The organism is Achromobacter spanius (assembly GCF_029637605.1).
GTDB lineage: Bacteria > Pseudomonadota > Gammaproteobacteria > Burkholderiales > Burkholderiaceae_B > Achromobacter > Achromobacter spanius_E.
In genome coordinates this window covers 6160439-6186451 of sequence record NZ_CP121261.1, presented here as the reverse complement: position 1 = coordinate 6186451, position 26013 = coordinate 6160439, and the positions used below count along the sequence as shown (strand labels likewise).

Genomic DNA, 26013 nt, shown 5'->3' with positions numbered 1-26013 from the left:
AGTGTCAGGCCCGAAGATAGCGCCATGTCCTCAAACATGAACGCAGGAGCCGACATGAAGACCTCGCAACTGAAACCCTCGCGCCTGATGCTGGCGCTGCTGGCCGCTGGCGCCATTGGCGGCGCTGGCGCAACCGCCGTGATGGGCGGCGTGTCGATGGCGGCCAACGCGCCGACCGCGATCGCTGCCCCGCAATCCATCAATACCTCCAGCCCGCCCAACTTCGCGCAGATTACCCGCGATTTTGGACCGGCCGTCGTCAACATCAGCGTCAGCGGCACCCGCAAGGTGTCGGCCGATGATGATGACCCCTTCGCCCAGTTCTTCGGTCAGATTCCCGGGGCGCGCGGCGGCATGCCATCGCGTGAAGTGCCGATGCGCGGCGAAGGTTCGGGCTTCATCATCAGCAATGACGGCATCATCCTCACCAATGCGCACGTGGTACAGGATGCCAAGGAAGTCACCGTCAAGCTGACCGACCGCCGCGAATACAAGGCGAAAGTGCTGGGCGCCGACCCGCAAACCGACGTGGCCGTGCTCAAGATCGACGCCAAGAACCTGCCGGTGGTCAAAGTAGGCGACGTCAATCAATTGCAGGTGGGTGAATGGGTGCTGGCCATCGGCTCGCCCTATGGCCTGGAAAACACCGCCACCGCGGGCATCGTCAGCGCCAAGGGCCGTTCGCTGCCCGACGACACGTCGGTGCCCTTCATTCAGACGGACGTGGCGGTCAACCCGGGCAACTCGGGCGGCCCGCTGTTCAACGACCGCGGCGAAGTCGTGGGTATCAATTCACAGATCTACAGCCGCACCGGTGGCTTCCAGGGCCTGTCGTTCTCGATTCCGATCGACGTGGCCTACAAGATCAAGGACCAGATCCTTGAGCACGGCAAGGTGCAGCATGCGCGCCTGGGCGTGACGGTGCAGGAAGTGAATCAGGACCTGGCCAATTCGTTCAAGCTGGATTCGCCGTCTGGCGCGCTGGTGTCCAGCGTGGAGAAAGGCAGCGCCGCCGCCAAGGCCGGCCTGCAGCCCGGCGACGTGGTCAGGCAGATCAACGGCAAGACCATCGTGTCCTCTGGCGACCTGGCATCGATGATCACGCTGGCGTCGCCCGGCGAAAAGATCAAGCTGGACATCTGGCGCGCCGGCGCCCCGAAGGAACTCGTCGCCACATTGGGCGGCATTCCCAAGGACAAGGCGCAAACGGCATCCGGCGATCAGGAAGTGCAACGTGGCCAACTGGGCTTGGCGCTGCGCCCCCTGAGCCCGCAGGAACAGCAGGCGTCAGGCACCGAAGGATTGCTGATCGAGCGCTCCGCGGGGCCGGCCGCCAAGGCGGGCATTGAACCGGGTGATGTGCTGCTGTCGCTCAATGGCGTGCCCGTGCACAACATCGGGCAAGTGAAGGAAGCGCTGTCCAAGGCGGGCAAGACCGTTGCCCTGCTGGTACAGCGCGGCGAAGACAAGATCTTCGTGCCGGTGCAGATCGGCTAAGCCCCCCGCCGGCTTCCCGGGTTTACTCAGCGTCGGGCTGTTTGCCCGGCGCTGCGTCCGCGAAAGCCGGCAGCTCGCGGCAGGCGGCATCGATGCGCATCACGTTCGGCATGGCTGACAGGTCACAGTCGAAACGCTGCGCATTGGCCACCTGCGGCACCAGGCACAAGTCGGCGATGGTCGGCGTGTCGCCATGGCAAAAGCGGCCCGTGGCGCTGGAACGCGCCAACTGCGCTTCCAGCGCTTCCAGGCCTTGTTGCACCCAGTGCTTGTACCAGGCCGTCTTCGCGGCTTCGTCCACGCCCAGCGTGTGCTTCAGGTATTTCAGCACCCGCAGATTGTTCAAGGGATGCGTGTCGCACGCAATGCCCAGCGCCAGGTCGCGCACCCGCGCGCGGCCAATCGCATCAGACGGCAATAGCGGCGTCTGGGGATGCGTTTCTTCCAGGTATTCGATGATGGCAAGCGATTGGCCGATGACGGCCTCGCCATCGATCAGGGTCGGCACCAGCGCCGTCGGATTCAGCTTGCGGTATCCGTCTGACAACTGTTGGCCGCCATCCTTCAGCAGATGCACGGGCAGGTATTCGTACGTCAGCCCTTTCAGGTTCAGGGCGATGCGCACGCGGTACGCAGCCGAGCTGCGGAAATAGCTGTACAACTGCATGAAGTCTCCTTGATGGTTTTCCCGGCGCCGCGCACAAGCGGCGCCTGCCTATTCCAGCGATTCCGTCTGCGCGGCCTTGCGAGACAAGCCCTTGGGCAGCGGAAAGGCCACATTCTCTTCCAGGCCTGGCATGGTGCGCACCGACACCGCGCCCAATTCCTTGACGCGGTCGATCACCTGCTGCACCAGGACTTCGGGAGCCGACGCGCCCGCCGTCACGCCGATGCGCTTGCGGTCCACCAGCCACGCCGGATCAATGGAATGCGCGCCGTCGATCAGGTAAGACGCCACGCCCTTGCGCTCGGCCACTTCGCGCAGGCGATTGGAATTCGAGCTGTTCGGGCTGCCCACGACCAACACCAGGTCGCACTCGGGCGCCATCACCTTGACGGCGTCCTGGCGGTTCTGCGTGGCATAGCAGATGTCGCTTTTCTTGGGCTCGACAATGCTGGGAAAACGCGCCTTCAGTGCCTGCGACACCGCCGCCGCGTCATCTACCGACAAGGTCGTCTGCGTGACGTAGGCCAGGTTTTCCGGATCGTTCACCTGCAGGCCAGCCACGTCGTCCACGGTTTCAACCAGGTACATGCCGCCTTGCGCCTGCCCCAGCGTGCCTTCCACCTCGGGATGGCCCTTGTGGCCGATCATGATGATCTCTCGACCGGCGGCACGCATGCGAGCCACTTCAATATGAACCTTGGTCACCAGCGGGCAGGTCGCGTCAAACACCTGCAGCCCGCGCGATTCGGCTTCCGCCCGCACCGCCTTGGACACGCCGTGGGCCGAGAACACGACAATGGCGCCCGCAGGCGCGTCGTCCAGTTCGTCGATGAAGATCGCGCCTTTGGCGCGCAGGTCTTCCACCACATAGCGGTTGTGGACGATCTCGTGGCGCACGTAGATCGGGGCGCCATGCAGTTCGATCGCGCGCTCGACGATGTCGATCGCGCGGTCCACGCCGGCACAGAAGCCGCGCGGCTGGGCCAGCACGACTTCGGCGTCGGAGGCGGTAACGGCCTTGCTCATCAGAGAACTCCCAGCAGCGCCACATCCAGTTGCAAGCGGACGCCCGCAAGCGGATGGTTGAAGTCGAACAGCGCCGACTCATCGTTGATTTCTTTCAGCACGCCCGAATAGCGCCCGCCGTTGGGTGCGGTGAACTCCACCAGGTCGCCCGGCTCGAACGTCGCATCGGCGCCCGCGTGTTCGGCGAGCATCGCGCGCGTGACCCGTTGGATCAGTTCAGGATTGCGGTCGCCATAGGCGTCGGCCGGCTCCAGGGTAACGCTGAACTTTTCGCCTTCGGCGTGACCGATCAGCGCGGCTTCCAGCCCGGGCGCCCACTGGCCGCTACCCATTTGCAGCGTGCCGGGACGGCCGTCGAAAGTGTTGGTGAACACCGAATCCTTGCCAGGACCGGATGCAAGCGTGATTCGGTAATGCAGCGTCAGGTAGGAATCCTGACGGACAAAAACGTTCACTTCGTTAGAGGCGATGCTCAAGATCTGCCACCGTATGGATATTGGATAAACCCTGATTTTAGAGCCTCTTATGAAATTGTCTGTCCGGCTGGCAAAACACGAGCGTCCCCGCGAACGATTGTTGCGCCACGGCGCCAGCGCGCTCCAGGATGCGGAGCTGCTGGCGCTGGGCCTGCGCACCGGCATTCCCGGCCTTAATGTGGTGGACTTGTCCAACCGTTTGCTTGAACGCTTTTCCGGCCTGCGCGGCCTGCTGGGGGCCACGCCCGAAGAGCTCATGAACATTCCCGGGCTAGGCGCGGCCAAGGCCTGCACGCTGGCCGCCTTGCTGGAACTGGCCCGGCGGGCCATCGAAGAAGACCTGACCCGTCCCCATTCCCTGCGTCACCCCGCCCAAGTGAAGCAATATTGCCTGACCGCGCTGGGCCATCGGCACGTGGAGCACTGCATTGCCCTCTACCTGGACAACCAGTTGCGCGTGATCGCCACCGGCGAACTGGCGCGCGGCACGCTGTCGCAGGCGTCGGTCTACCCCCGCGAAGTCGTACGTGAGGCGCTGCGCCACCACGCGGCCGCGCTGATCGTCGCCCACAACCACCCTTCAGGCCTGGCCGAACCCAGCGCGGCTGACCGCGGCTTCACGCAACAATTGAAACAGGCCTTGGCGCTGGTGGACGTAAAACTGGTGGACCACTTGATCGTCGCGGGCGCGTCCGTCATCTCCATGGCCGAGCTGGGCGGCGTCTAGCTCACAACCGCCCCGCTGCGCGCCGAGCGGCGCGCCGGAATTCGTTAGACTAGCGCCCGAAATTGCTTTAGGCTTTAACCTATTCCGGCGCGGCCCGACCCGCTTGGGCAGCCTCGCATTGCTGGCCCCGATCGGCCGGTCCCGATAGCCCGCCGTCGGCCAGCCCTCTTCCGCTAGATACGAAACGCCTTCTGATGAAACGCTTGTGGGACATTTCCCCGCCCGTCTCCACGGCGTCGCCCGTTTTCCCCGGCGACACGCCGTATCGCCAGCAATGGAAATGGTCGCTTACGCCCGGCTGTCCGGTCAATGTCAGTGAGATCACGCTGTCGCCGCATATCGGCGCGCACGCGGATGCCCCACTGCACTATCAGAACGGCGCGGCGGCCATCGGCGCGGTGTCGCTGGAACCTTTTCTAGGCCCCTGTCGCGTCATCCACGCCATTGATTGCGGCCCGCTCATCACCACGGACCACCTGGCCCACGCGGCCCTGAACCTGCCGCCGCGTGTGCTTGTGCGCACCGCCAAGCATGCGGCGCAAGACTGGTGGACCGACGATTTCTCGGCCTATGCGCCCCAAACGATCGAATGGCTGGCCGAACGCGGCGTCATGCTGATCGGCTTGGATACCGCCAGCATCGATCCCGCGTCCAGCAAGACCCTGGACAGCCACCACACGATCTTGCGGCACGACATGCGGGTACTGGAAAATCTGGTGCTTGATGACGTGCCCGAAGGCGATTACGAGTTGATCGCCCTGCCGTTGGCGCTGGTCCAGGCCGATGCCAGCCCGGTTCGCGCCGTCTTGCGCGAACTGTAGGCTGGTCCGCTGGCCATCGGGCGGGCGCCCTCAACCGGCCCCGCCCGTCTTGAAAGACGCACGATCATGAACATCACCCTTGATCACACCGTGGCGCTTGCCTGCGCCCGCACCCGCTCGCCCGGCTGGCGCGCGCTGCCCGCCTCGGCCCGCCGCGCCGCGCCCCCTTGCCACGGAGGCCAAGCATGAGCTGCCCGCACCGCCCTGAAGACATCGTCCACCAGGAAAAAACGCAACTGGATTTCACGCGCGACATGACCTATGGCGACTACCTGCATCTGGATGAAGTGCTGGGCGCGCAGCACCCGCTGTCGCCTGAACACAACGAGATGCTATTCATCATCCAGCATCAGACCAGCGAACTCTGGATGAAGCTGATGCTGCACGAACTGCGCGCGGCCATCGCCAACGTGGCGGCCGACCGGCTGCAGCCCGCGTTCAAGATGCTGGCGCGCGTCAGCAAGATCATGGAGCAACTGGTTCACGCCTGGGATGTGCTTGCCACCATGACGCCGCCCGAGTATTCGGCGCTGCGCCCTTACCTGGCGCGTTCCAGCGGATTCCAAAGCTACCAGTACCGCCAGATCGAGTTCCTGCTGGGCAACAAGAACGCGGCCATGTTGAAACCGCATGCACATCGCGAAGATTTGCTGGCTCAGGTGCGCAGCGCCTACGACGCACCCTCGCTGTACGACGAATCGCTGCGGCTGCTGGCGCGGCACGGCGTGGACGTGCCCGCCGACCGGCTTGAGCGCGACTGGACGCAGCCGTATGTTTCGTCGGAGGGCGTGGAAGCCGCCTGGCTGACCGTTTACCGCGACACCGACCGCTACTGGGACCTGTATCAGTTGGGCGAAAAGCTGACCGATCTGGAAGATGCCTTTCGATTGTGGCGATTCCGCCACGTGACGACCGTGGAACGGGTCATCGGCTTCAAGCGCGGCACGGGTGGCACGTCCGGCGTGGACTACCTGCGCCGGATGCTTGATGTGGTGCTGTTCCCGGAAATCTGGAAACTGCGCACGGAACTTTGAACCTGCCCCCAATTTTCAGCCCGGCAGCGCGCAGGCGTTTCGACTGTTTTACGCTGGCGCCTCCGGAAAAACCCGTGCTAGAATTTGGGGTTACTTTTTGGATACGTGGCTGGAATCCTTGCGTGGGCGTTCTGTAGTGTGTGGCATAAGTGCGTGGCATGAGTGCGTGACATAACTGAACGACATAACGCGTCCTGGCTGGCGACCCTACAACTTGAAAAAGACTCCTTAGCGAGTCCTAGGATAAGCACCATGAAAGAAGGCATTCACCCCGAATACCGCGAAGTCGTTTTCGCCGATCTGCAAACGGGCAACAAGTTCATCACTCGTTCCACCGTGCACTCGCGCGAAACCGTTGAAATCGACGGCAAGACGTACCCGCTCTTCAAGTGCGACGTGACCTCCGAATCGCACCCGTTCTACACGGGCGCCCAAACGCGTATCGTCGAAACCGGCCGTGTGGAAAAGTTCCGCGCCCGCTTCGCCCGTACGGCCGGCACCGTCAAGTCCGCTTCCTGATCCTGTTGCTCCTGCGGGAGTCACAGCAAAAAGGCAGCCTTCGGGCTGCTTTTTTTTCCCCCCTAGCCGGCTTTTTACAGGTTCGGGGCTGGCGCAACCAGATCACTCGGTTACATTAACGCCCGTGTCCCCACTTTCTTTTTCCACTCCCGCCCGGCTTACTTCCGTGGCGACCGCAAAGCTCCCCAGACTGATTCTGCTGGGCTTGGCCCTGGCCTATATCGTGGCCGGCCTGTTCATGCGCGACCCGTGGAAAACAGACGACGCGGTTGGCCTGGCGACGATGATCACGGCGATCCGCGAAGGCGGCATCACCTGGTTGCTGCCTCAAGTGGGCCTGCTGGCCCATGCCGAGGAAGGCCCGCTGATCACCTGGGTGGGCGCCATCTGCATCTGGCTGTTCGGCCCCTTCATCGGCGACATCACCGCCGGCCGCCTGCCCAATCTGCTTTGGTTCGGCATTACCGCCGCAAGCGTCTGGTACGGCACATACTTGCTGGGTCGCCGCACTGAAGCGCAACCACTGGCCCTGCCCTTTGGCGGCGAGCCCGAACCGCGCGACTACGGCCGCATGCTGGCCGACGCCGCCCTGCTGCTGTTGCTGGCCACGGTCGGCATTCTGCAACGCACCCATGAAACCACGGTCGTGCCCGCCATCATGGCCTGCCAGGCGCTGGCCTTCTATTCGTTGGCGCGCAGTGTCGACCGGCCCTTCACCGGCACCACCACCCTGGGTATCGCGCTGGCCGCGAGCTTTCTGACGCGCGGCTGGGTAGGCGCCACACCTATCATTATCGGCGCGCTGCTGGCCTTCTACCCGCGCAGCCAGTTGTGGAAGTGCAAACGCTGGCTACCCTGGGCCGTACTGGTCACCGTTGCGCTGATCCTGGCCTGGTGGATCCCGGCCAGCGAAAGCAGCCAGTACTGGATCCGCAACTGGAAGACATGGAACCTGTCGTCCTTCGCCGTACCGTCCTGGCATGACGTGGGCCGCACCCTGCGCGATCTTCCCTGGTATCTGTGGCCGACCTGGCCGCTGGCTCTTTTGGCCGCGTGGCGCTGGCGCGACTGGATCTACGCGCCGCATATCTGGCTGCCGCTGATGCTGCTGGTCTGCGCGGCCGCGGTGCTGTTCGGCCTGGAAGAAGCCACCGATTCCGAATATGTACTGCTGGCGGTGCCGTGCGCGGTGCTGGGCGCGTTCTCGTTGCCGACCCTGCGTCGCGGCGTCGTCAACACGCTGGACTGGTTTGCCGTCATGTGTTTTTCGCTGACGGCGGCGACCGCCTGGCTGGGCTGGGTGGCGCTGCACTTCAACTGGCCGGCACAGATCTCCCGCAACATCGCCCGCCAGACGACCGGCTACGAGCCCGTCATCTCGTGGGGCGCCTTTACCCTGGCGGTGATCTTCACCGTGGCGTGGATCGCATTGGTGGTGTGGCGTCTGCGCGTGCGGCCGCAAGCCCTGTGGCGTGGCACCGTGTTGTCCGCCGGCGGCCTGACCGTGACGTGGATCCTGCTGGTGCTGCTGTGGCAACCCGCCGTGGACTACGCGCGCAGCTACCGCACTGTATCGGGCCAACTGGCCCAGGCGCTGGCGCAACACACCCGGCCCGGCGAATGCGTGCGCGGCTTGAGCCTGGGCAGCGGCCAACGCGCCTCGTTCCTGATTTTCAATAATCTGAGCTTCACGTTCGACGCGAAGTGCACGCTGATCCTTCAACAGACCAACAACCAGAGCCTGCGCGACAACACCGCCGCGTATAGCGATGGCGCCGACGTGCTGTGGCAAGGCGGCCGCCGCGCCGACCGCCAGGAAGTGTTCCGACTACTGCGAGTCGGCCCTAACCGATGACCCCTGCAAACGCGGTGCCGATATCTTTCGGCGCCACCCTGCGCGGCATCGCCAAGCAGGCCTGGCCAGTGCTGATCAGCCAGTGGGCCGGTATTTCGTTCGGCGTGCTGGACACCGCCATGACGGGCCACTCCAGCGCCAGCGACCTGGCCGCGATGGCCCTGTCCGCATCCATCTACATCACTGTTTTCGTGGGTCTGATGGGCGTGGTTCACGCGCTGATCCCGATCCTGGCCCAGCATTACGGTGCCGGCAATAACGACGAAGTCGGCCGCAGTTGGGGCCAAGGCGTCTGGCTGGCGCTAGGCCTGTCCGTCGTGGGCGCGGTGCTGATGCTGTTCCCGGACGTGTGGCTGTCGATGTCAGGCGATGTGGCCCCTGGCGTGCGCGAACGGATCGGGTCCTACTTGCAGGCGCTGGTCCTGGCGCTACCGGCCGCGCTGGTATTTCGCACCATCTACGCGCTGGGCACCTCGGTATCGCGGCCCAAGCTCGTCATGGCGATCAACCTGTCGGCCATTGCCTTCAAGGCATTCTTCAACTGGCTGCTCATCTACGGCAACCTGGGCCTGCCCGCCATGGGCGCCACCGGCGCCGGGCTGGCGACCGCGATCGTTTCGTGGATGAGCCTGGGGCTGGGCCTGTGGGTCATCACGCATGACCGTTTCTACCGGCGCTTCAATCTGCGCATCGGCAAGCCCGATTGGAAGACGCTGAAAGAATTGCTGCGCCTGGGCATCCCGATGGGTGGTTCCTACCTGGTGGAAGTGTCGGCCTTCACTTTCATGGCCTTGCTGGTGGCACGTGAAGGCACGTATGTGACCGGCGGGCACCAGATCATGTCGAACCTGGCGGCCTTGTGCTACATGATGCCCATGGCGTTGGGCGTAGCAACCGCCGCGCTGACCGCACAGGCCATTGGCGCGGGCAATCTTGCGCACGCGCACCGCACCGGCATGGCCGGGCTGGCTTTGGGGCTGATCGGCGCGCTGCTGACTGCCGCCGTGTTGCTGGCGGGCCGCCCGCTGATCCTTGCCGCGTACACGGACGACATCGGCGTGGCCGCCGTGGCGACGACGCTGCTGGCGGTGTTGCCGCTGTTTCACCTGTTCGATTCCATGCAGTGCATCAACTCGTACCTGCTGCGTGCGTACAAAGTGGCGGTGGTTCCGCTGCTGTTGCAGGTGGTGGCGCTGGCGGGCGTGGGTCTGGTCGGCGGCTGGTGGTTCGGTTTTGGCCCGGGCCGTGGCGGCCTGGACGGCATCCGCGACGTGCTCTTGCCCGGTTCGCCCGAAGGCGCTGGCAGCATGTGGCTGATGGCGATGGTGGGCCTGGCCCTGTCCGCCATCCTGCTGCACATCTGGTATCGCCGCATCGTGCGGACGCTGGCCCGATAGCCAGCGCTGCCCCGTCCTTGCGGCCTTACGCCCTTACGCCAGCACTACGCAAAAAAAGCAGCCAGAAGGCTGCTTTTTTATCGCACCGGACACGACGGTGTCAGACCACCTTCGGACGCTTGTCGATCACGCGGCGCGCCTTGCCCGTCAGCGTGCGTTCCACATGGCCCGCATCCGACACCTGGATGCGCGCGCTGACGCCGATGTGCGTCTTCACCGCATGCTGCAATTGCTTGCCCAGGTTGTTGCGCTCGGCATCCGACAGGCCCGAGAACTCTGCACGCACTTCCGTCAGGATCTCAAGCTCATCCATATTGCCCGTGCGCGACAGCACCAACTGGTAGTGCGGCGCCAGTTGCGCGATCTTCAGCACCAGCTCTTCCACTTGCGTCGGAAACATGTTCACGCCCCGCACAATCAGCATGTCGTCGCTGCGGCCGGTGATCTTGCCGATGCGGCGCATGCTGCGCGCGGTAGCGGGCAACAGGCGGGTCAGGTCGCGCGTGCGGTAGCGGATGATGGGCATCGCTTCCTTGGTCAACGACGTGAACACCAGTTCGCCCGGCTCGCCGTCGGCCACGGGCTCGCCCGTGTCGGGGTTGATGATTTCGGCGTAGAAGTGGTCTTCCCAGACGACGGGGCCGTCCTTCGTTTCCACGCATTCGCTGGCCACGCCCGGCCCCATCACTTCCGACAGGCCATAGATGTCGACGGCGTCAATACCCGCCTCGGCTTCAATGTCGGCACGCATCTGCCCCGTCCACGGCTCGGCGCCAAAGATGCCGATACGCAGCGAACTTTGACGCGGATCAATGCCCTGGCGCCGCTGTTCTTCGAGAATATTGCAGAAATAGGACGGGGTGACCATGATGATGTCCGGACGGAAATCATTGATCAACTGCACCTGCTTTTCAGTTTGCCCGCCCGACATCGGGATGACCGTGCAACCCAGACGCTCGGCGCCATAATGCGCGCCCAGGCCGCCCGTGAAGAGGCCGTAGCCGTAGGCAATGTGTACGGTGTCGCCGGGCTTGCCGCCGGCCGCGCGGATCGAGCGCGCCACCAAGTTGGCCCAGTTGTCCAGGTCGCCCTTGGTGTAGCCCACCACCGTCGGCTTGCCCGTGGTGCCGCTGGATGCATGGATACGCGAAATGCGCTCGCGCGGCACCGCGAACATGCCGAACGGATAGTTGTCGCGCAGTTCCTTCTTGGTCGTGAAAGGAAACTTCGAAATATCGGACAACTGCTTCAGGTCATCGGGATGCACACCCGCTTCGTCGAACGCCTTCTTGTAGTGCGGGACGTTGTCGTACGCATGCTTGAGCGACCACTTCAGGCGCTCAAGCTGCAGCGCGCGCAGTTCATCCTCGCTGGCATGCTCGATGGGGTCCAGCCCCGGCTTGCTCATGGTGTTGGACATGGTTATCTCTCTCCTGAAATTCTTTCTACACCGGTGTGGACGGCGCGCGGGGTTCTCGGTCCGCGCTGCTGCCGCCCTGCCGTTGGCCTTGGCTTTGGTTGGATGACGACGTTTCTATTGGCGTTGGAGTGTCATCCTCAGCCTTCGGCGGGAACCCCCACGATCTGGCCCTTGATGCGATAGGACCGCCCACGGAACAGGGCGACGTTGCGGCCGTCCTGGTTGGTGACAGTGACGTCATACACGCCCGTGCGGCCGGCCAGCGAGCGCTCTTGCGCCACGGCGGTCAGCAGGTCGCCTTCGAAGCCCGGCGCCAGGTAATCGATGGTGCAGCCCGAGGCCACGGTGCTGACGTTGCGGGAATTGCAGGAGAACGCGAACGCGCTGTCGGCCAGCGCGAAGATGAAGCCGCCGTGGCAGGTCTTGTGGCCGTTCAGCATGTCGGCGCGCACGCGCATCGTCAGCCGCGCATAGCCGGGCGCCATTTCCTCGATCTTCATATCCAGGCCCTGCGAGGCCGCGTCGCCCGCGTACATCACGGTGCCTACGGCCTGCGCCAGTTCCTGCGGATCGCTCGGCGCTTCAACGGGGGGAACGTGTACGCTCATCATTGCCCCTTGAATTGCGGTTCGCGCTTGCCCAGGAAGGCGGCCACGCCTTCCGCGTAGTCGGCGCTGCGACCCAGCTCGCGCATCATGTCGCGCTCCAGGTCCAATTGCGTCGACAGGTCATTGCCCAGGCTGGCCTGCATGGCCTGCTTGGTGAACGCCAGGCCCTTGGTGGGCGCGGTCGAGAAGTGTTTGGCCAAGCGCTCAAGCGTGGCGTCGAATTCTTCATCCGCCACACATTGCCAGATCAGGCCCCATTCCTCGGCCTGCTTGGCGCTGAGCTTGTCGCCCAGCATGGCCAAGCCCATGGCGCGCGCGCGGCCCACCAGTCGCGGCAGCGCGAACGTGCCGCCGGTGTCGGGAATCAGGCCCAGGCGGCAAAACGACTGGATGAAATTGGCCGATGCCTTGGCGATGACGATATCGCCCGCGAACGCCAGGTTGGCACCCGCCCCTGCCGCCACGCCGTTCACGCCCACCACAACGGGCATGGGCAAGGCGTTCAGGCGGCGCACCAAAGGCGCGTAGAACTTGTCGACCGTCTCGCCCAGGTCGGGCGGCGTGCCGTCTTCGGCGGGCTTGCGCTCGCTTAAGTCCTGGCCCGCGCAAAAGCCACGGCCCGCGCCGGTCAGCACCAGCACGCGGGCGCCTTCGGTTTCCACGCGCGTCAGCGCGTCGGCCACTTCGGCGTGCATGTTGGCCGTAAAGCTGTTCAGCTTGTCGGGCCGGTTCAGCGTCAGGCGCGCGATGCCGCCCGACAGGTCGAATTGAATATCCTGGTAGCTCATAAGCGTCGCCCTGCTTAGACGTGACGGCGGGTTTGCACCACGCGGAAGCGGTTCGATACGAAGGCCGCGTCGGACAGCGCCGCGTTGGCGGCCGGGTTGGCGCCGGTGCCGTGGAAGTCGCTGAATGCCGCGGTCTGGTTGACGAACACCGCACCCGTCAGGTTCAACGACAACGACACGCCGGACACTTCCGCCGCATCCTGCACCTGGTCAGCCACTTGCGGGTCGGTCGTGTAGGCCGACAAGGACAAAGCGCCGTGCTGGATGACGCTGTCGCGCGCCAACTGGACGCTGTGCGCCGTGGAATCCGTGGCCACCACGAAGGCGATCGGGCCAAACCATTCCTGGCTGATGGCCGCGTTGCCCGCTTCCGTGCGCAGCAGCAGCGGCGTGCGCACACGCGCGTTTTCAAACTGCGGGTGCGTCAGCGTCTTGCTGTCGGCTACCACCGGCAGGCCCAGCGCGCGGGCCTTTTCGATGCGTTCTACGATGCCGTCATTCTGGATGGCACCAGTCAGTTCCACGGCGCGAGCGGCATCCGCGCCCAGCTTCTCCAGCGCCACGCCCAAGGCGGCGGCAACGTCATCAAAGCTGACGCGGCCTTCCGGCGTGTTGATGCCGTCGCGCGGCACGTAAATATTCTGCGGCGCCGTGCACATCTGGCCTGAGTACAAGGCCAGCGAGAACGCCAGGTTGCGCGCCACGCCCTTCAAGTCGTCGGTGGAATCGATAATGACCTGGTTGACGCCGGCCTTCTCGGTGTAGACCAGTGCCTGGCGGGCATTGTTTTCCAGCCAGTCGCCGTTGGCGGTGCTGCCGGTGAAGTCCACGATCTTGACGGCCGGGTCCAGCGCCAGCTTCTGCGCCGTATCGTCGCCCGCTTCGTGCGCGGCCAGCAGCACCACATCGGGGTCGAAGCCCGCCTCTTGCAGCACTTCGCGCGCCACCTTCACGGTGATGGCCAGCGGCAGGATCGCGCCCGGGTGGGGTTTGACGATAACGGTGTTGCCGGTGGCCAGGCTGGCGAACATGCCGGGGTAACCGTTCCAGGTCGGGAAGGTCGAGCAGCCGATCACCAGCGCCACGCCACGCGGCACCACGGTGAACTGCTTTTCCATGCGGATCGGGTCATTCTTGCCTTGCGGCTTTTCCCAGATCGCCACGCCCGGAATGCGCGACATTTCCTGCCAGGCGTAGGTCACGGCTTCAAAGCCACGGTCTTGCGCGTGCGGGCCGCCGGCCTGGAAGGCCATCATGAAACCCTGGCCGGTGGTGTGCTGCACGGCGTAGGCAATTTCAAAACTGAGCTTGTTCAGGCGCGCCAGGATTTCCAGCGACACGCCCACCCAGGCTTGCGGGCCGGCGCGGCGCCAGTCTTCCAGCGCGCGCTTGGAAGCGCTAATCAGCTTGTCGACCGGCACGTGCGGGTAGGTAATACCCAGGTCGAAACCATAGGGCGATTTTTCGCCGCCCACGGTGCCGTCGGCATCGTGCAGGTTCAACGGGAACGGCTTGCCCTTCAGGGCTTCGAAGGCGGCGCGGCCGTCGTCATTGGCCGTTTCCCCATAGTTACGCGGGCTGGGCGATTCGGCAAACGGGCTCCAGTAGCCACGCAACGCGGCTGCCGCCAGGGATTGTTCCAGCACGGACTGGTGACGTTCGAAGAATTTTTGGGACACGCTTGTCTCTCCAATGAATTAGGGGTGTCTGACTGGCACAGGCCGCGTCAGGTTTCCTGGTCGAAGTCGATAACCAGGCGGTCGCTGACCGGAAAGCTCTGGCAACTCAATACAAAACCGCGCGCCACTTCGTAGTCTTCCAGGGCGAAGTTGGCGTCCATGTCCACTTCACCTTCGATGACCTTGCAACGGCAGGTGGAACACACGCCGCCCTTGCACGAGTACGGCAGCTCGATTCCCTGCGCCAGCGCCGAGTCCAGCACGCTGTCTTTATTCTTATCAATCACGAACATGCGGCTGTGGCCGTCCTGCACCACGGTAACTTCGCACTGACCCTTGCCCGGCGCCTGCGGCGCGTCGTGGCCGGTGCGCAGCGCGCGTGGTCCCTTGGGCGCTCCGAACAGCTCGAACTTGATGTTCGCCTTCGGAATGCCACGGGCTTGCAACCGCTCGACCACGCTTTCGGTCATGGTCTGCGGACCACAGACAAAAGCGTAATCGATGTCTTCGGGGCTCATCCAGGCCGACATCAGTTGGTCGACCTTGTCGCCGTCCAGACGGCCGTTGAACAGTTCGATGTCTTGCGTCTCGCGGCTCATGACGTAGACCAGCGAGAAGCGCTCCATGTACAGATTCTTCAGGTCTTCGATTTCTTCGCGGAACAGCACGGCCGACGATGCGCGGTTGCCAAAGAACAGCGTGAACTTGCTGCGCGGTTCGATGGACAGCGCGGTCTTCACCAGCGAGAACACCGGCGTGATGCCGCTGCCCACCGCGAAGGCCACGTAATGGCGCTGGTTCTCGGGCGAGAAATCCACGGTGAAGTTGCCGGCGGGCGCCATCACTTCCAGCGTCTGGCCCGGTTGCAGTTCGTGGTTGGCCCAACTTGAGAACGCGCCTTCGTCGACCTTCTTGATGGCCACGCGCAGCAGCTTGTCGTGCGGGGCGGAACAGATCGAGTACGAGCGGCGCAGCTCTTCGCCATTCAGTTGCGTGCGCAGGGTCAGGTACTGCCCGGGCAGGAAGGCGAACTCGTCGGTCAGCGTGTCGGGCAGGTCAAAGGTGACGACGACGGCATCGCGCGTATTGCGCGCCACCGAGGCCACCTTCAAGGAATGAAATTGGTTGCTCATCTTGAAACCGCTCTCAGTGAGTCTTGAAATAATCGAAGGGTTCGCGGCAAGACACGCAGCGATACAGCGCCTTGCACGACGTGGACCCGAAGTTGCTGACCATCCGCGTGTCGCGCGAGCCGCAGCGCGGGCACGCGATGGCGGGCGCGGCGGCGCGGCGGCTGATGCCCGAGATGTCGATGGCGCGTTCGGCGGGCGCGGCGATGCCGTAGCCCTTGAGGGCTTCGCGGCCCTTTTCGCTCATCCAGTCGGTCGTCCAGGCGGGCGCCAGGCGGGTGTCGACACGGACCTCGTCAATACCGTGGCGCGCCAGCGTCTGCTGGATGTCCTGCGTGATCTCGCGCATGGCCGGGCAGCCGGAGTACGTGGGCGTGATGACGACGACGCAGGTGTCGCCGTCCCAGGTCACGTCACGCACCACGCCCAGGTCCACCACGGACAGCACGGGGATCTCCGGATCGGGAACCTCCTGCAGCCAGGCGTAGACCTGGTCGGCGGAAATGGGCGCCAGCGCGTTCACCACGTGGCTCCTGGATAGGCGCGCGGCAGGTACTGCATTTCGGCCAGCACGTAGCCCAGTTCTTCGGTGTGCCTGCCCTGGCGGCCGCCACGGTAGGCCAGATGGTTGGCGGCGGTTTCATCGGGCACGGTCAACGTGGCTTCTTCCAGTACTTCGCGCACGTGGGCCAGCCACGGTTCGCGCAGGGCGGAAAGTTCACAGCCGATGCCGCGCGCGGCCACGTCCTGGTCCACGGCGTCGTCGGCGAACAATTCGCCGGTGAAGCGCCAGGCGTCGTCGATGGCGGCCTGCATCTTGGCGTGACTTTCGTCGGTGCCGTCACCCAGGCGCACCACCATGTCCGACGAGCGGCGCACGTGGTAGGTGACTTCCTTGATGGACTTGGCGGCGATGGCGGCGACACGTTCGTCGCTGGACTGTTCCAGGCGTTGCAACAGGAAGTAGTGCCACACGTCGAACAGGAACTGGCGCGCCATGGTGTCGGCGTAGTTGCCGTTGGCGCGCTCAACCAGCAGCACGTTGTGGAATTGATGGGCGTCGCGGTGATAGGCCAGCGCGTCTTCATCGCGGCCGGCGCCTTCGACTTCACCCGCCAGCGTCAGCCACATACGGGCCTGGCCCAGCAGGTCCAGCGCGGTATTGGTCAGCGCCAGGTCTTCTTCCAGGATGGGGCCGTGGCCGGTCCATGCGCCCAGGCGCTGCGACAGGATGAGCGACGAATCGCCCAGGCGCAGCAGATATTCAAACAAAGTCTTGTCCATGTCTGCCCGCCGCCTTACATGTGCTTGATTTCGTCGGGCATCGGGAAAAACGTGGGATGCCGGTAGACCTTGCTGTTGGCCGGTTCGAACAAGGGCTCCTTGTCGCCGGGGCTGCTGGCCGAGATGTCCGAGGCGCGCACGACCCAGATGCTCAGGCCTTCGTTGCGGCGCGTGTAGACGTCGCGTGCGTGGTTGATCGCCATTTCGGCGTCCGAGGCGTGCAGGCTGCCGACGTGCTTGTGGGCCAGGCCGTGCTGGCTGCGGATGAACACTTCCCACAAAGGCCAGTCTTTGCTCATGATGAATATCCTTGGAATGCCGGGCGCGTGGCGCGCACCGGACGGCAATGATGATGTGAAGTCGGGGTGGAAAAAGGTACGCAGGCGCGCTTGAAGAGGAACGCAGACGCGCTGCGGCCGGTTCAGGCGGTTCGCTTCAAGCGGCCTTGCGCTGCGCCTTCTTGTCCGCGTAGGCCACCAGCGCGTCGCGCACCCAGGCGCCGTCTTCGTGCGCCTTGACGCGCGCGGCCAGGCGCTCGCGGTTGCATGGCCCGTTGCCCTTGAGCACGGCGTAGAACTCGCTCCAGTCGATCTCGCCGAAGTCATAGTGGCCGCGTTCGGCGTTCCACTTGAGATCGGGGTCCGGCACGGTCAGGCCCAGGTATTCGGCCTGCGGCACGGTCTGGTCGACCATTTTCTGGCGCAGCTCGTCATTAGAGAAGAGCTTGATCTTCCAGGCCATCGACTGCGCGCTATTGGGCGAGTCGGCGTCGGACGGGCCGAACATCATCAGGGCGGGCCACCACCAGCGGTTCAGGGAATCTTGCACCATCGCCTTTTGCTCGGGCGTGCCGTGCAGGCACATCTGCATCAAGAGGTCGTACCCCTGGCGCTGGTGGAAAGACTCTTCCTTACAGACGCGCACCATGGCGCGCGCGTAGGGGCCGTATGAGCAGCGGCACAGCGGGATCTGGTTGATGATGGCCGAGCCATCGACCAGCCAGCCGATCATGCCGATATCGGCCCAGCTAAGGGTGGGGTAATTGAAGATGCTGGAGTACTTGGCGCGACCGGCGTGCAGGTCGTCGATCAGCTCATCGCGCGATACGCCGAGCGTCTCGGCGGCACTGTACAGGTACAGCCCGTGGCCGGCCTCGTCCTGCACCTTGGCCAGCAGGATCGCCTTGCGCTTGAGGGACGGCGCACGCGTGATCCAGTTGCCTTCGGGCAGCATGCCGACGATTTCCGAGTGCGCGTGCTGCGAGATCTGGCGCACCAGCGTCTTGCGATAGGCATCGGGCATCCAGTCCTTGGCCTCAATGCGCACGCCATCGTCTATGCGGCGCTGGAACGTCTGTTCGGGGCCTTCAAGCTGGTCGGCGGTCTTGACCTGCTTGACGCCGGTTTCGACGAGTTGAGCGTACATGTTTTGTCTCCTTGAGACGGGTTGCGAAAACGCAAGGCAAACGCTCCGCAGCACCGTCATGTCATAGGTGGATTATTTAATACAAAAAAACCATTGTCAAACGCAAAGCTGTATCACATTGGATTTATGTATCATATTGCGGATCCCGATATCGGCCACATTTGGCCCACCCTATGGCAAACCCTACGTCGCCTTTGGACCGTTTCCTGTCCCGCTTGTTGAAAAGCGACCCGCCCCGTGCCAAATCGCTCTGCGTCAGCTTGCTGGGAGACGCGCTCGCGCCTCACGGCGGCGCCATCTGGCTAGGCGACCTGATCGAGCTGCTGGCCCCGCTGGGCATCAATGAACGCTTGCTGCGCACCAGCGTCTTTCGGCTGGTAGCGCAAAACTGGCTGCAATCGGAGCGGCACGGCCGACGCAGCCTGTATCTGATTTCTGAACAGGGACAGCGACACACCGCGCATGCCTCGCAGCGCATTTATGAGGGCGCGACGCAAGACTGGAACGGCGAATGGACGCTGGTGGCGCTGCCACGCACGGGCAACGGGCTGGCCGAACGCGCCGAACTGCGCCGGGAACTGGTCTGGGAAGGGTTCGGAATGATCGCGCCGGGCCTGTTCGCGCACCCGCACACCGAGGCGAGCGCCGCGCACGACATCCTGGAAAAGCTGGGCATCCCGGATCGGGCGCTGGTGCTGTCCGCCCGCGACCTGGCCGGCGCGGGCGGCTTGCCCATCGCCAGCCTGGCCTCGCAGTGCTGGAACCTGGACGACGTGGCCGAGCAGTACCGTCAGTTCTCGCGCAATTTCGGTCCGCTGGAAAAACTGCTGGAGGAAAGCCCGCCGCCCGCCGACGCCTTTGTCGTGCGGGTCATGCTGCTGCACCACTGGCGCCGGATCGTGCTGCACGACCCGCAACTGCCCGGACCGATGCTGCCCGACAACTGGCCGGGCCATGCCGCCCGCGCACTATGCGGACGCATCTACTGGAAGGTGTTCGATGCGTCGGAAACCCATCTGAACGCGCGTGCCGGGCAAGACAATGAGCGTTACACGCCGTTGACGGCGGACGTGGAATCCCGTTTTGGCGGACGGCCGGCCTGAGGGGTGTCGCGCCTTCCGAGCGCGTGACCTCGACAAGGGTACGTCGGGGTAATCCGCCTACCCGGCGGCATCGCCGGGCGGCATCGACACCCCCAATGTGTCCACATGGCGTTCGCCCGCGGCGTCGCGACCGGCACCAGGGTGAGTCAGACCACGCGCGGTAGCGATAAAAGATAGCGTCCAGGTGGCCTGGATCGGCCGGCCTAGCGCCGCGCCAGAATCGGCGTCAATGCCGCTGGGCACATCCAGCGCCAACACGGGCACCCGCCACGCATTGATCGTATCGACCAACTGCTGCCACGAGGAATCCAACGGACGGTTCAGCCCGATGCCGAACAGGCCGTCGATAAGCAGATCAGGAGGCGTGGAGGGAAGCGAAGCCAGCGTGCGGCCCCCAGCGTCAAGCCAGCCGCCCCAGGCGCGCGCCGCGTCGGCGGGCAATTTTTCGGGGCCGGACGGCAGCACCACCTGAACTCGCAGGCCCAACGCCAGCAGGCGTGCCGCGGCTTCCAGGGCATCCCCGCCGTTATTGCCGGGACCGGCCACGGCCAGGACGGAGCCGCCAGGGCCAACCCGTTCGGCGGCAAATGTCGCGGCCGCCGCGCCAGCCCTGGGCATAAGCGACGCCCCCTCGGCCAAAGCCAACTGCTCGGCGCGGCGAATCTGAGCAACGGAATGACTGGGCATGGCGTGAAAAGAGTATGGTCCTACCGCGCGGCGGGCTGATTGCCGGGCAAGCCCGGCGCCAGCCGCCTGCTTACACTTTCAGGAAGTGTTCGCGGTAGTACTTGAGTTCGTCGATGGACTCGTAGATATCGGCCAGCGCTTCGTGGCGGCTCTTTTTCTCGAAGCCCTTGTAGACAGCCGGCGCCCAGCGGCGCGCCAGTTCCTTCAGCGTGCTGACATCCAGGTTGCGGTAATGGAAGAACTGTTCCAGACGCGGCATGTAAGCAAACATGAAGCGGCGGTCCTGGCTGATGGTGTTGCCGCACAGCGGCGATTTTCCCGCCGGCACATGCTGCGCCAAAAACGCCAACAGCGTATCCTCTGCCTGCGCCTCGGACACGGTCGACGCGCGGACCTTGTCGATCAAGCCGCTCTTGCCGTGGGTGGATTTGTTCCAGTTATCCATGGCATCCAGCAGGCTGTCGGGCTGGTGGACGACCAGAACCGGGCCTTCGGCCACCACCGTCAGGTCGGGTTCGGTGACCACGACGGCAACCTCGATGATGCGTTCTTTCTCGGGATCCAACCCGGTCATTTCCATGTCGAGCCAGACCAGGCGATTTTCGTTCACAGCCATATAATTTGCCTATAAAACACGCGATTTTCGCACATCCCTATTGAGCCATCCGCTTCGCCCATGTTCACACTGCTGTTCGTTGCTTTCCTGCTTGCCGATATCGCGGTGCGCCTGTGGCTGGCCAGCCGCCAGATCCGCCACGTCGCGCGCAACCGCGACCAGGTGCCCGCCGAATTCTCGCCCCGTATCGGGTTGACCAGCCATCAACGCGCCGCCGACTACACGGTTGCGCGCGTCAAGCTGGGCATGCTGGAACGCACTTACGACGCGATTCTGCTGGTGTGCCTGACCCTGATGGGCGGCTTGCAATTCATTGACCTGATGGTGGGCCAGCTTACCAGCAATGACTTTTTGCGCCAGATGCTTTTGCTGGTGGTGGTGGCGCTGGTGCTGGGCCTGCTTGGCCTGCCGTTCACGCTATGGCGGCAGTTCAAACTGGAAGCGCGCTTCGGCTTCAATCGCATGACGCCCGAATTGTTCATCGCGGATACCGCCAAGGGTTTGCTGGTGGCGGCCGTACTGGGTCTGCCGTTGGCTGCCGCCGTGCTGTGGTTGATGGGCAGCGCGGGTGCCTACTGGTGGGTGTGGGCCTGGGCGCTGTGGACCGTATTCAACCTGGCGCTGCTGATCATCTACCCGATGTTCATCGCCCCGCTCTTCAATAAATTCACGCCGCTGTCCGACCCGGAACTGGCCGGCCGCATCCAGCGCCTGGCGCAGCGCTGCGGCTTTGCGCTCAATGGCCTGTTCGTGATGGACGGCTCGCGCCGCTCCGCGCACGGCAACGCCTATTTCACCGGCTTCGGGCGGTCGCGCCGCATTGTGTTCTTCGACACCTTGCTTGCCCGCCTGAACGGCGATGAAATCGAAGCCGTGTTGGCGCACGAACTGGGCCACTTCGCCAAGCGCCACATCATCAAGCGCGTGCTCTTCAGCTTCGGCGCCGCGCTGGCTTTCTTCGCCATCCTGGGCTGGGTGTCGCAGCAACCCTGGTTCTATGTGGACCTGGGCGTGATGCCCCAGTTGGGTGGCCGCAACGACGCCATGGCGCTGTTGCTGTTCTTCCTGGTCATTCCCGTTTTTACTTTCATGTTCACGCCGTTGGCCAGTTGGTACTCGCGTCGCGACGAATTCGAAGCGGACCGCTATGCGGCCGAGCAGAGTTCGCCAGCGCATCTGGTATCCGCACTGGTCAAACTCTATGACGACAACGCTGCTACGCTGACTCCCGACCCTGTGCATTCCGCCTTCTACGACAGCCATCCCCCCGCCGCCGAGCGCATCCGCCACCTGATGGCGACTGCCGCATGAGCAACGCGCGCAATACCCGAAACGGCGCCACGGCCCCGCCGTCCGAAGCCGTGGGCGACCAGATTGACGGCCGCATCATCGCCGCGCACGGGCGCCACTACACGGTAGAGCTGGCCGATGGTTCCCTGCGCAAGTGCTTTCCGCGCGGCAAGAAAACCGGCGCCGCCGTGGGCGACCGCGTGCGCATCGCCCCGCAAGGCAAGGATGAAGGCGCCATTGACGCCATCCTGCCGCGCAGCAACCTGCTGTATCGGTCGGACGACATGCGCTCCAAGCAGTTCGCCTCGAACGTCGACCAACTGCTGATCGTGATCGCGGTGCAACCGACGTTCTCGGACGACCTGACCGGGCGCGCGCTGGCCGGCGCCTGGAGCGCCGGCATTTCGCCACTGATCGTCTTGAACAAGACCGACCTGACGGAAGAACTGCCCGCGGCACGCGCGCGCCTGGCGCCCATCGCGGCGCTGGGTGTGCCCGTGGTCGAACTCAGCGCGCTGGAACCGGAAAAGGTGCATTCCTTGCTGGCGCCGCGCCTGGCCGGGCGCACCAACCTGCTGCTGGGCCAAAGCGGCATGGGCAAGTCCACCCTGCTCAATGCCCTGATCCCCGACGCCCGCGCCGCTACGCGCGAGCACTCCACCGCGCTGGACATGGGCAAGCACACCACGACGAGCACGCGGCTCTACCATTTGCCCGAGCCCGGCGGCGACTTGATCGATTCGCCGGGATTCCAGGCGTTTGGCTTGCAGCACCTGACGCGCGACGACATCATCCGCGGCTTTCCGGAATTTACGCAGCCCATCGAGGAATGCCGGTTCTATAACTGCACACATCGGCGCGAACCCGGGTGCGGCGTGGTCGCCGCCTTGCAGGCAGGCAAGATCAACCCGCTGCGCTACGCGCTGTACGAACGCATTCTGGAAGAGAACCTGGCGGGCCAGCAACGCTACTGATCGGCTCCCTCTCCAAAAAAAAGACGGCCCGAAAACGGCCGTCTTTTTTTGTGTGTGCAGGGGCAAGGTGCTGCGAGCCTGGGTTGTCAGCCAGGCTGCAGCCCATTGCGTAACAGGTGATAAAGATTGCGCAGCATGCCTGCCGTAGCGCCCCAAATGAAGTGCTTGCCATAGGGCATGCCGTAATAATTGCGCACGCGACCGTCATCCAGGCGGGCTTCATACAGCCGGTGATTGGCCGGGTCCATCAGAAAGGACAGCGGCACTTCGAACACTTCAGCTACCTCGAAAGCGTCGGGCGCCAGCTCAAAGCCCGGACGCACCAGCGACACCACCGGAATGATCGAAAAGCCCGTTGCCGTCAGGTAAGGCGGCATGCTGCCCAACACTTCAACATGGTCGGCGGGCAAGCCCGTTTCCTCTTGCGCTTCGCGCAAGGCGGCGGCAACTGGCGTCGAATCACTGGTCTCGATGCGACCACCCGGAAAGCTGATCTGCCCTGCATGGTCATGCAGGTGCGCGGCGCGCTGGGTCAGCATGATGTGCACGCCGTTGTCACGGGTCACCAGCGGGATCAGCACGGCGGCAGGCACGGGCGTGCCTTCGCGTCCGGGATAGCGCAGGTCGTTGTCGCGAGAAAGCTCCAGCGTCCAGGTGGACGGCTGGGTCAAGGTGCCCCGCAAGCGATGCGGGGTCAGCAGGCTGGCGGGCACGGCCGGCAAGGACTCATTGGCCACCACCCACGGTTGCATCGCCGGATCGAAGCCGGGACGCACGAGCGGCCGTCGTGGCCGCGCGGAATACGAGGAATCAGACATACGGCTTTGCAAAAAGAAAAAGGCACCCTCGCAGGTGCCTTTTTAACCCGGAAACCTGTGCCGGACGGAAACGCTGAATGGCGCGAACGTCCGACACTGGAAGGGCCGTGTGCCGATAAGCGATCAAGCCGCCGAGGCTTGCTTGCTGACCAGCTTTTCCTTGATACGTGCCGACTTGCCCGAGCGGTTGCGCAGGTAGTACAGCTTGGCGCGGCGCACGTCGCCGCGGCGCTTGACTTCGATGCCGGCGATTTGCGGCGAGTACAGCTGGAACGTACGTTCCACGGCTTCACCCGACGAAATCTTGCGCACGGTGAACGCGGAGTTCAGGCCGCGATTGCGCTTGGCGATAACAACGCCTTCGAAGGCCTGCACGCGCTTGCGGGTGCCTTCAACGACGTTCACGCTCACGATGACGGTGTCACCAGGAGCAAATTCAGGCTTGGCTTGGCCGCCGGTCAGACGGGCAATTTCTTCCTGTTCCAGGATAGCGATAAGGTTCATGAGAACTCCTAGATCATCATGTCTTTGCGGGCTAAAAATTTTTGCCGTGCGATTTTTACCGATGTTGTTACTCGTGCCGCAAGCAGAGGATGAGATTTGGCAAACCAATGATTCTACACCAAAAGTTCTGACGGCCGTCGAGTAGAATGGCGCCCTTCCCGTGGCTTGCTGTACCCTTGCCACTTCTGTAACAAACACGTCATCTGACGCTGTTCCCTCATGTCGTATACGTCCCTGATATTGGTCGTCCTGGCGGCGATGGCCCACGCTACGTGGAACCTGCTTGCCAAGCGCGCGGCCATGGTGGGCGCGCCTTTCGTGTTTGCCTACGGGCTATGCGCATCGGTGCTCTATGCCCCATGGGTGATCTGGGTGCTGATACATGACGGCATGAGCTGGACCTGGCCCGTCGTGGGCGCCATCCTGACATCCAGCCTGTTGCATCTGGGCTACAGCCTGTGCCTGCAACGCGGCTATCAGGTGGCTGACTTGTCCGTGGTGTACCCCATTGCGCGAGGAACCGGCCCGCTGCTGTCCACCACCGGGGCCTTCCTGCTACTGGGCGAGCCCGCCACCAGCACCGGTATTATCGGCATGCTGTGCGTGGTCATCGGGGTGCTGCTGATCGCCACCCAGGGCCGGCTGACCATCTTCAAGCAGGCGCAAGCCTGGGTTGGCGTGCGCTGGGGCCTGGTGATCGGCCTGTTCATCGCCGCCTACACCGTGGTGGACGCCTATGGCGTGAAGGTACTGCTGATCAGCCCCGTGCTGTTCGACTGGTTTACCTGTGTCACTCGAACCACGATGATGACGCCCCACATGCTGCGCCGGCGTGCTCAAGCCTGGGAGTCCATGCGCGGGCACTGGCATCTGGCCTTGGCCGTGGGTCTGCTGTCTCCGTTGGGATACATCCTGGTGCTGTACGCCTTGCGCAACGGCGCGCCCTTGAGCCTGGTGGCGCCTGCCCGCGAAATGTCGATGATGCTTGGCACCCTGGCCGGCATGTTCCTGCTGCGCGAAAAGGTTGGCCCGGGCCGCTTGGCCGGCTGCCTTGCCATTTTGGTGGGCGTGGTTCTGCTGGGTTCCAGCTGATCGCGCTGCCCAGTGATGGGTGCTGACTGCTTAGAAGCCAGCAGCCGCACCCAGCCACATCAGGCCGGGGATGATTGCCCCCCAGGCCAGCACCATCACCACATCCAACACCATCGCCTTCATGGTCACTTGGGAGCTCACGGGTTCTACCGTGGCGTTGCCCAGGCTGCGCTCGCGCGCGACAGATGCCGGCGTGGCCGGGGCCACCGCTGGCGCGATCACGGGACGAATGCCGGATACGGGTACCGATACGGGCGCAGAGACGGGCACCGATACGGGCGCCGGCATGGGCACCGATACAGCCTGCCCCACTAGCGTCCCCTCTTCAACCGGCGCGGGCGGAAACGGCCAGCGTGCCGGCGCGGTACCCGACCGGCTGCGGTCGCGCCGTTCGCCACCTGCCGATGCGCTTGTCCAAGGCATGGCCAGACCCGTCAGCCGGGCGCACACGGCACGGGCGCGATGGGCTCCGCGGCGCAGCGGGTTCAACGAGACGACGAGCTCATCAGACAAAACGGAAAAATCAGCGGTGTTCATAAGAACTCCTTGAAGAAATAATTCCACGCCGCCATGGCG

The 26013-nt window shown here is 64.1% G+C and carries 29 protein-coding genes; 12 read left to right on the top strand and 17 right to left on the bottom strand.

Annotated features, from left to right (window positions below; translation table 11 throughout):
• Positions 1–54: 54 nt before the first annotated feature.
• Positions 55–1497 carry a DegQ family serine endoprotease gene (locus P8T11_RS27690; protein WP_268079110.1) on the top strand — a complete coding sequence of 481 codons (1443 nt, stop codon included), beginning with the start codon at positions 55–57 and terminating at the stop codon, positions 1495–1497.
• Between the two features lie 22 nt (positions 1498–1519).
• Here P8T11_RS27690 and maiA read toward each other — a convergent pair whose 3' ends face one another.
• Genes maiA through P8T11_RS27675 form a run of 3 tightly spaced genes read right to left on the bottom strand, consistent with a single transcriptional unit; the run spans position 1520 to position 3666 of the window.
• Positions 1520–2164, bottom strand: a complete 645-nt coding sequence (maiA, locus tag P8T11_RS27685; RefSeq protein WP_268079111.1) for a maleylacetoacetate isomerase — start codon at positions 2162–2164, stop codon at positions 1520–1522.
• Between the two features lie 48 nt (positions 2165–2212).
• Positions 2213–3190 (bottom strand): 4-hydroxy-3-methylbut-2-enyl diphosphate reductase, encoded by a 978-nt coding sequence (ispH, locus tag P8T11_RS27680; RefSeq protein ID WP_127183819.1) that lies wholly within the window; start codon positions 3188–3190, stop codon positions 2213–2215.
• Positions 3190–3666 (bottom strand): FKBP-type peptidyl-prolyl cis-trans isomerase, encoded by a 477-nt coding sequence (locus P8T11_RS27675; protein WP_083447433.1) that lies wholly within the window; start codon positions 3664–3666, stop codon positions 3190–3192. Before P8T11_RS27675 ends, ispH begins: the two co-directional genes overlap by 1 nt.
• A gap of 49 nt (positions 3667–3715) precedes the next feature.
• Between P8T11_RS27675 and radC the strand changes: the two genes are divergently transcribed.
• The 7 genes from radC (at position 3716) to P8T11_RS27640 (ending at position 10019) form a co-directional block, all read left to right on the top strand.
• On the top strand, positions 3716–4393 hold the full coding sequence (radC, locus tag P8T11_RS27670) for a RadC family protein (protein ID WP_268079112.1): 678 nt from the start codon (positions 3716–3718) through the stop codon (positions 4391–4393).
• A 194-nt stretch (positions 4394–4587) separates the two neighbouring features.
• On the top strand, positions 4588–5214 hold the full coding sequence (kynB, locus tag P8T11_RS27665) for an arylformamidase (protein ID WP_006218257.1): 627 nt from the start codon (positions 4588–4590) through the stop codon (positions 5212–5214).
• A gap of 66 nt (positions 5215–5280) precedes the next feature.
• Positions 5281–5403: a hypothetical protein gene (locus tag P8T11_RS27660; RefSeq protein WP_268079113.1), complete on the top strand. Its 123-nt coding sequence runs from the start codon at positions 5281–5283 to the stop codon at positions 5401–5403.
• Positions 5400–6248 carry a tryptophan 2,3-dioxygenase gene (kynA, locus tag P8T11_RS27655; protein WP_268079114.1) on the top strand — a complete coding sequence of 283 codons (849 nt, stop codon included), beginning with the start codon at positions 5400–5402 and terminating at the stop codon, positions 6246–6248. Before P8T11_RS27660 ends, kynA begins: the two co-directional genes overlap by 4 nt.
• 252 nt (positions 6249–6500) lie before the next feature.
• Complete coding sequence (locus P8T11_RS27650; protein ID WP_268079115.1) at positions 6501–6767, top strand: type B 50S ribosomal protein L31; 267 nt, start codon at positions 6501–6503, stop codon at positions 6765–6767.
• A gap of 124 nt (positions 6768–6891) precedes the next feature.
• On the top strand, positions 6892–8622 hold the full coding sequence (locus P8T11_RS27645; protein WP_268079116.1) for an ArnT family glycosyltransferase: 1731 nt from the start codon (positions 6892–6894) through the stop codon (positions 8620–8622).
• Positions 8619–10019, top strand: a complete 1401-nt coding sequence (locus tag P8T11_RS27640; RefSeq protein WP_268079117.1) for an MATE family efflux transporter — start codon at positions 8619–8621, stop codon at positions 10017–10019. Before P8T11_RS27645 ends, P8T11_RS27640 begins: the two co-directional genes overlap by 4 nt.
• Positions 10020–10119: 100 nt before the next feature.
• On the opposite strand, the gene paaK is transcribed toward P8T11_RS27640, so the two are convergent.
• The 9 genes from paaK to paaA form a co-directional block, all read right to left on the bottom strand.
• Positions 10120–11439, bottom strand: a complete 1320-nt coding sequence (gene paaK, locus P8T11_RS27635) for a phenylacetate--CoA ligase PaaK (protein ID WP_100857161.1) — start codon at positions 11437–11439, stop codon at positions 10120–10122.
• A 137-nt stretch (positions 11440–11576) separates the two neighbouring features.
• Positions 11577–12047: a hydroxyphenylacetyl-CoA thioesterase PaaI gene (paaI, locus tag P8T11_RS27630; RefSeq protein WP_268079118.1), complete on the bottom strand. Its 471-nt coding sequence runs from the start codon at positions 12045–12047 to the stop codon at positions 11577–11579.
• Positions 12047–12835: a 2-(1,2-epoxy-1,2-dihydrophenyl)acetyl-CoA isomerase PaaG gene (gene paaG / locus P8T11_RS27625; RefSeq protein WP_050447896.1), complete on the bottom strand. Its 789-nt coding sequence runs from the start codon at positions 12833–12835 to the stop codon at positions 12047–12049. Before paaG ends, paaI begins: the two co-directional genes overlap by 1 nt.
• A gap of 14 nt (positions 12836–12849) precedes the next feature.
• Positions 12850–14514 carry a phenylacetic acid degradation protein PaaN gene (gene paaN, locus P8T11_RS27620; RefSeq protein WP_268079119.1) on the bottom strand — a complete coding sequence of 555 codons (1665 nt, stop codon included), beginning with the start codon at positions 14512–14514 and terminating at the stop codon, positions 12850–12852.
• Positions 14515–14561: 47 nt separating this feature from the next.
• Entirely contained in the window at positions 14562–15647 is a 1086-nt protein-coding gene (gene paaE, locus P8T11_RS27615; protein ID WP_046802758.1) for a 1,2-phenylacetyl-CoA epoxidase subunit PaaE, read from the bottom strand.
• 13 nt (positions 15648–15660) lie between these two features.
• Complete coding sequence (gene paaD / locus P8T11_RS27610) at positions 15661–16167, bottom strand: 1,2-phenylacetyl-CoA epoxidase subunit PaaD (RefSeq protein ID WP_100857884.1); 507 nt, start codon at positions 16165–16167, stop codon at positions 15661–15663.
• On the bottom strand, positions 16164–16928 hold the full coding sequence (gene paaC, locus P8T11_RS27605) for a 1,2-phenylacetyl-CoA epoxidase subunit PaaC (protein WP_268079120.1): 765 nt from the start codon (positions 16926–16928) through the stop codon (positions 16164–16166). The genes paaD and paaC overlap by 4 nt, the downstream gene beginning before the upstream one ends.
• A gap of 14 nt (positions 16929–16942) precedes the next feature.
• Positions 16943–17227 carry a 1,2-phenylacetyl-CoA epoxidase subunit PaaB gene (paaB, locus tag P8T11_RS27600; RefSeq protein ID WP_050447891.1) on the bottom strand — a complete coding sequence of 95 codons (285 nt, stop codon included), beginning with the start codon at positions 17225–17227 and terminating at the stop codon, positions 16943–16945.
• Positions 17228–17363: 136 nt separating this feature from the next.
• Entirely contained in the window at positions 17364–18353 is a 990-nt protein-coding gene (gene paaA / locus P8T11_RS27595; RefSeq protein ID WP_268079121.1) for a 1,2-phenylacetyl-CoA epoxidase subunit PaaA, read from the bottom strand.
• Positions 18354–18526: 173 nt separating this feature from the next.
• Between paaA and paaX the strand changes: the two genes are divergently transcribed.
• On the top strand, positions 18527–19456 hold the full coding sequence (gene paaX, locus P8T11_RS27590; RefSeq protein ID WP_268079122.1) for a phenylacetic acid degradation operon negative regulatory protein PaaX: 930 nt from the start codon (positions 18527–18529) through the stop codon (positions 19454–19456).
• 57 nt (positions 19457–19513) lie between these two features.
• Here the strand turns inward: paaX and P8T11_RS27585 are convergent, their stop codons facing one another.
• Positions 19514–20143, bottom strand: coding sequence for an NAD(P)H-hydrate epimerase (locus tag P8T11_RS27585; RefSeq protein ID WP_268079123.1), 630 nt, complete (start codon positions 20141–20143; stop codon positions 19514–19516).
• Positions 20144–20213: 70 nt separating this feature from the next.
• Positions 20214–20759 carry an oligoribonuclease gene (orn, locus tag P8T11_RS27580; RefSeq protein WP_050447887.1) on the bottom strand — a complete coding sequence of 182 codons (546 nt, stop codon included), beginning with the start codon at positions 20757–20759 and terminating at the stop codon, positions 20214–20216.
• Positions 20760–20819: 60 nt separating this feature from the next.
• Between orn and P8T11_RS27575 the strand changes: the two genes are divergently transcribed.
• Both P8T11_RS27575 and rsgA read left to right on the top strand, forming a co-directional pair.
• Positions 20820–22070 (top strand): M48 family metallopeptidase, encoded by a 1251-nt coding sequence (locus P8T11_RS27575; protein WP_268079124.1) that lies wholly within the window; start codon positions 20820–20822, stop codon positions 22068–22070.
• On the top strand, positions 22067–23023 hold the full coding sequence (gene rsgA, locus P8T11_RS27570; protein WP_268079125.1) for a ribosome small subunit-dependent GTPase A: 957 nt from the start codon (positions 22067–22069) through the stop codon (positions 23021–23023). The genes P8T11_RS27575 and rsgA overlap by 4 nt, the downstream gene beginning before the upstream one ends.
• An 86-nt stretch (positions 23024–23109) precedes the next feature.
• Here rsgA and P8T11_RS27565 read toward each other — a convergent pair whose 3' ends face one another.
• Together P8T11_RS27565 and rplS are read right to left on the bottom strand one after the other, a co-directional pair.
• Entirely contained in the window at positions 23110–23841 is a 732-nt protein-coding gene (locus tag P8T11_RS27565; protein ID WP_268079126.1) for a CoA pyrophosphatase, read from the bottom strand.
• Between the two features lie 123 nt (positions 23842–23964).
• Positions 23965–24345 (bottom strand): 50S ribosomal protein L19, encoded by a 381-nt coding sequence (gene rplS, locus P8T11_RS27560; RefSeq protein WP_006218237.1) that lies wholly within the window; start codon positions 24343–24345, stop codon positions 23965–23967.
• 219 nt (positions 24346–24564) lie between these two features.
• Here rplS and P8T11_RS27555 point away from each other — a divergent pair, with 219 nt between their 5' ends.
• Entirely contained in the window at positions 24565–25437 is an 873-nt protein-coding gene (locus P8T11_RS27555) for a DMT family transporter (protein ID WP_268079127.1), read from the top strand.
• Positions 25438–25467: 30 nt separating this feature from the next.
• Here the strand turns inward: P8T11_RS27555 and P8T11_RS27550 are convergent, their stop codons facing one another.
• Positions 25468–25974, bottom strand: a complete 507-nt coding sequence (locus P8T11_RS27550) for a hypothetical protein (protein WP_268079128.1) — start codon at positions 25972–25974, stop codon at positions 25468–25470.
• Positions 25975–26013: the final 39 nt, after the last annotated feature.

Coding starts and splice junctions, on each gene's coding strand:
- P8T11_RS27690 (WP_268079110.1), top strand. CDS start 55: ATGAAGACCTCGCAACTGAAACCCTCGCGCCTGATGCTGGCGCTGCTG.
- maiA (WP_268079111.1), bottom strand. CDS start 2,164: ATGCAGTTGTACAGCTATTTCCGCAGCTCGGCTGCGTACCGCGTGCGC.
- ispH (WP_127183819.1), bottom strand. CDS start 3,190: ATGAGCAAGGCCGTTACCGCCTCCGACGCCGAAGTCGTGCTGGCCCAG.
- radC (WP_268079112.1), top strand. CDS start 3,716: ATGAAATTGTCTGTCCGGCTGGCAAAACACGAGCGTCCCCGCGAACGA.
- kynB (WP_006218257.1), top strand. CDS start 4,588: ATGAAACGCTTGTGGGACATTTCCCCGCCCGTCTCCACGGCGTCGCCC.
- P8T11_RS27660 (WP_268079113.1), top strand. CDS start 5,281: ATGAACATCACCCTTGATCACACCGTGGCGCTTGCCTGCGCCCGCACC.
- kynA (WP_268079114.1), top strand. CDS start 5,400: ATGAGCTGCCCGCACCGCCCTGAAGACATCGTCCACCAGGAAAAAACG.
- P8T11_RS27650 (WP_268079115.1), top strand. CDS start 6,501: ATGAAAGAAGGCATTCACCCCGAATACCGCGAAGTCGTTTTCGCCGAT.
- P8T11_RS27640 (WP_268079117.1), top strand. CDS start 8,619: ATGACCCCTGCAAACGCGGTGCCGATATCTTTCGGCGCCACCCTGCGC.
- paaK (WP_100857161.1), bottom strand. CDS start 11,439: ATGTCCAACACCATGAGCAAGCCGGGGCTGGACCCCATCGAGCATGCC.
- paaI (WP_268079118.1), bottom strand. CDS start 12,047: ATGAGCGTACACGTTCCCCCCGTTGAAGCGCCGAGCGATCCGCAGGAA.
- paaG (WP_050447896.1), bottom strand. CDS start 12,835: ATGAGCTACCAGGATATTCAATTCGACCTGTCGGGCGGCATCGCGCGC.
- paaE (WP_046802758.1), bottom strand. CDS start 15,647: ATGAGCAACCAATTTCATTCCTTGAAGGTGGCCTCGGTGGCGCGCAAT.
- paaC (WP_268079120.1), bottom strand. CDS start 16,928: ATGGACAAGACTTTGTTTGAATATCTGCTGCGCCTGGGCGATTCGTCG.
- paaB (WP_050447891.1), bottom strand. CDS start 17,227: ATGAGCAAAGACTGGCCTTTGTGGGAAGTGTTCATCCGCAGCCAGCAC.
- paaA (WP_268079121.1), bottom strand. CDS start 18,353: ATGTACGCTCAACTCGTCGAAACCGGCGTCAAGCAGGTCAAGACCGCC.
- paaX (WP_268079122.1), top strand. CDS start 18,527: ATGGCAAACCCTACGTCGCCTTTGGACCGTTTCCTGTCCCGCTTGTTG.
- P8T11_RS27585 (WP_268079123.1), bottom strand. CDS start 20,143: ATGCCCAGTCATTCCGTTGCTCAGATTCGCCGCGCCGAGCAGTTGGCT.
- orn (WP_050447887.1), bottom strand. CDS start 20,759: ATGGCTGTGAACGAAAATCGCCTGGTCTGGCTCGACATGGAAATGACC.
- P8T11_RS27575 (WP_268079124.1), top strand. CDS start 20,820: ATGTTCACACTGCTGTTCGTTGCTTTCCTGCTTGCCGATATCGCGGTG.
- rsgA (WP_268079125.1), top strand. CDS start 22,067: ATGAGCAACGCGCGCAATACCCGAAACGGCGCCACGGCCCCGCCGTCC.
- P8T11_RS27565 (WP_268079126.1), bottom strand. CDS start 23,841: ATGTCTGATTCCTCGTATTCCGCGCGGCCACGACGGCCGCTCGTGCGT.
- rplS (WP_006218237.1), bottom strand. CDS start 24,345: ATGAACCTTATCGCTATCCTGGAACAGGAAGAAATTGCCCGTCTGACC.
- P8T11_RS27555 (WP_268079127.1), top strand. CDS start 24,565: ATGTCGTATACGTCCCTGATATTGGTCGTCCTGGCGGCGATGGCCCAC.
- P8T11_RS27550 (WP_268079128.1), bottom strand. CDS start 25,974: ATGAACACCGCTGATTTTTCCGTTTTGTCTGATGAGCTCGTCGTCTCG.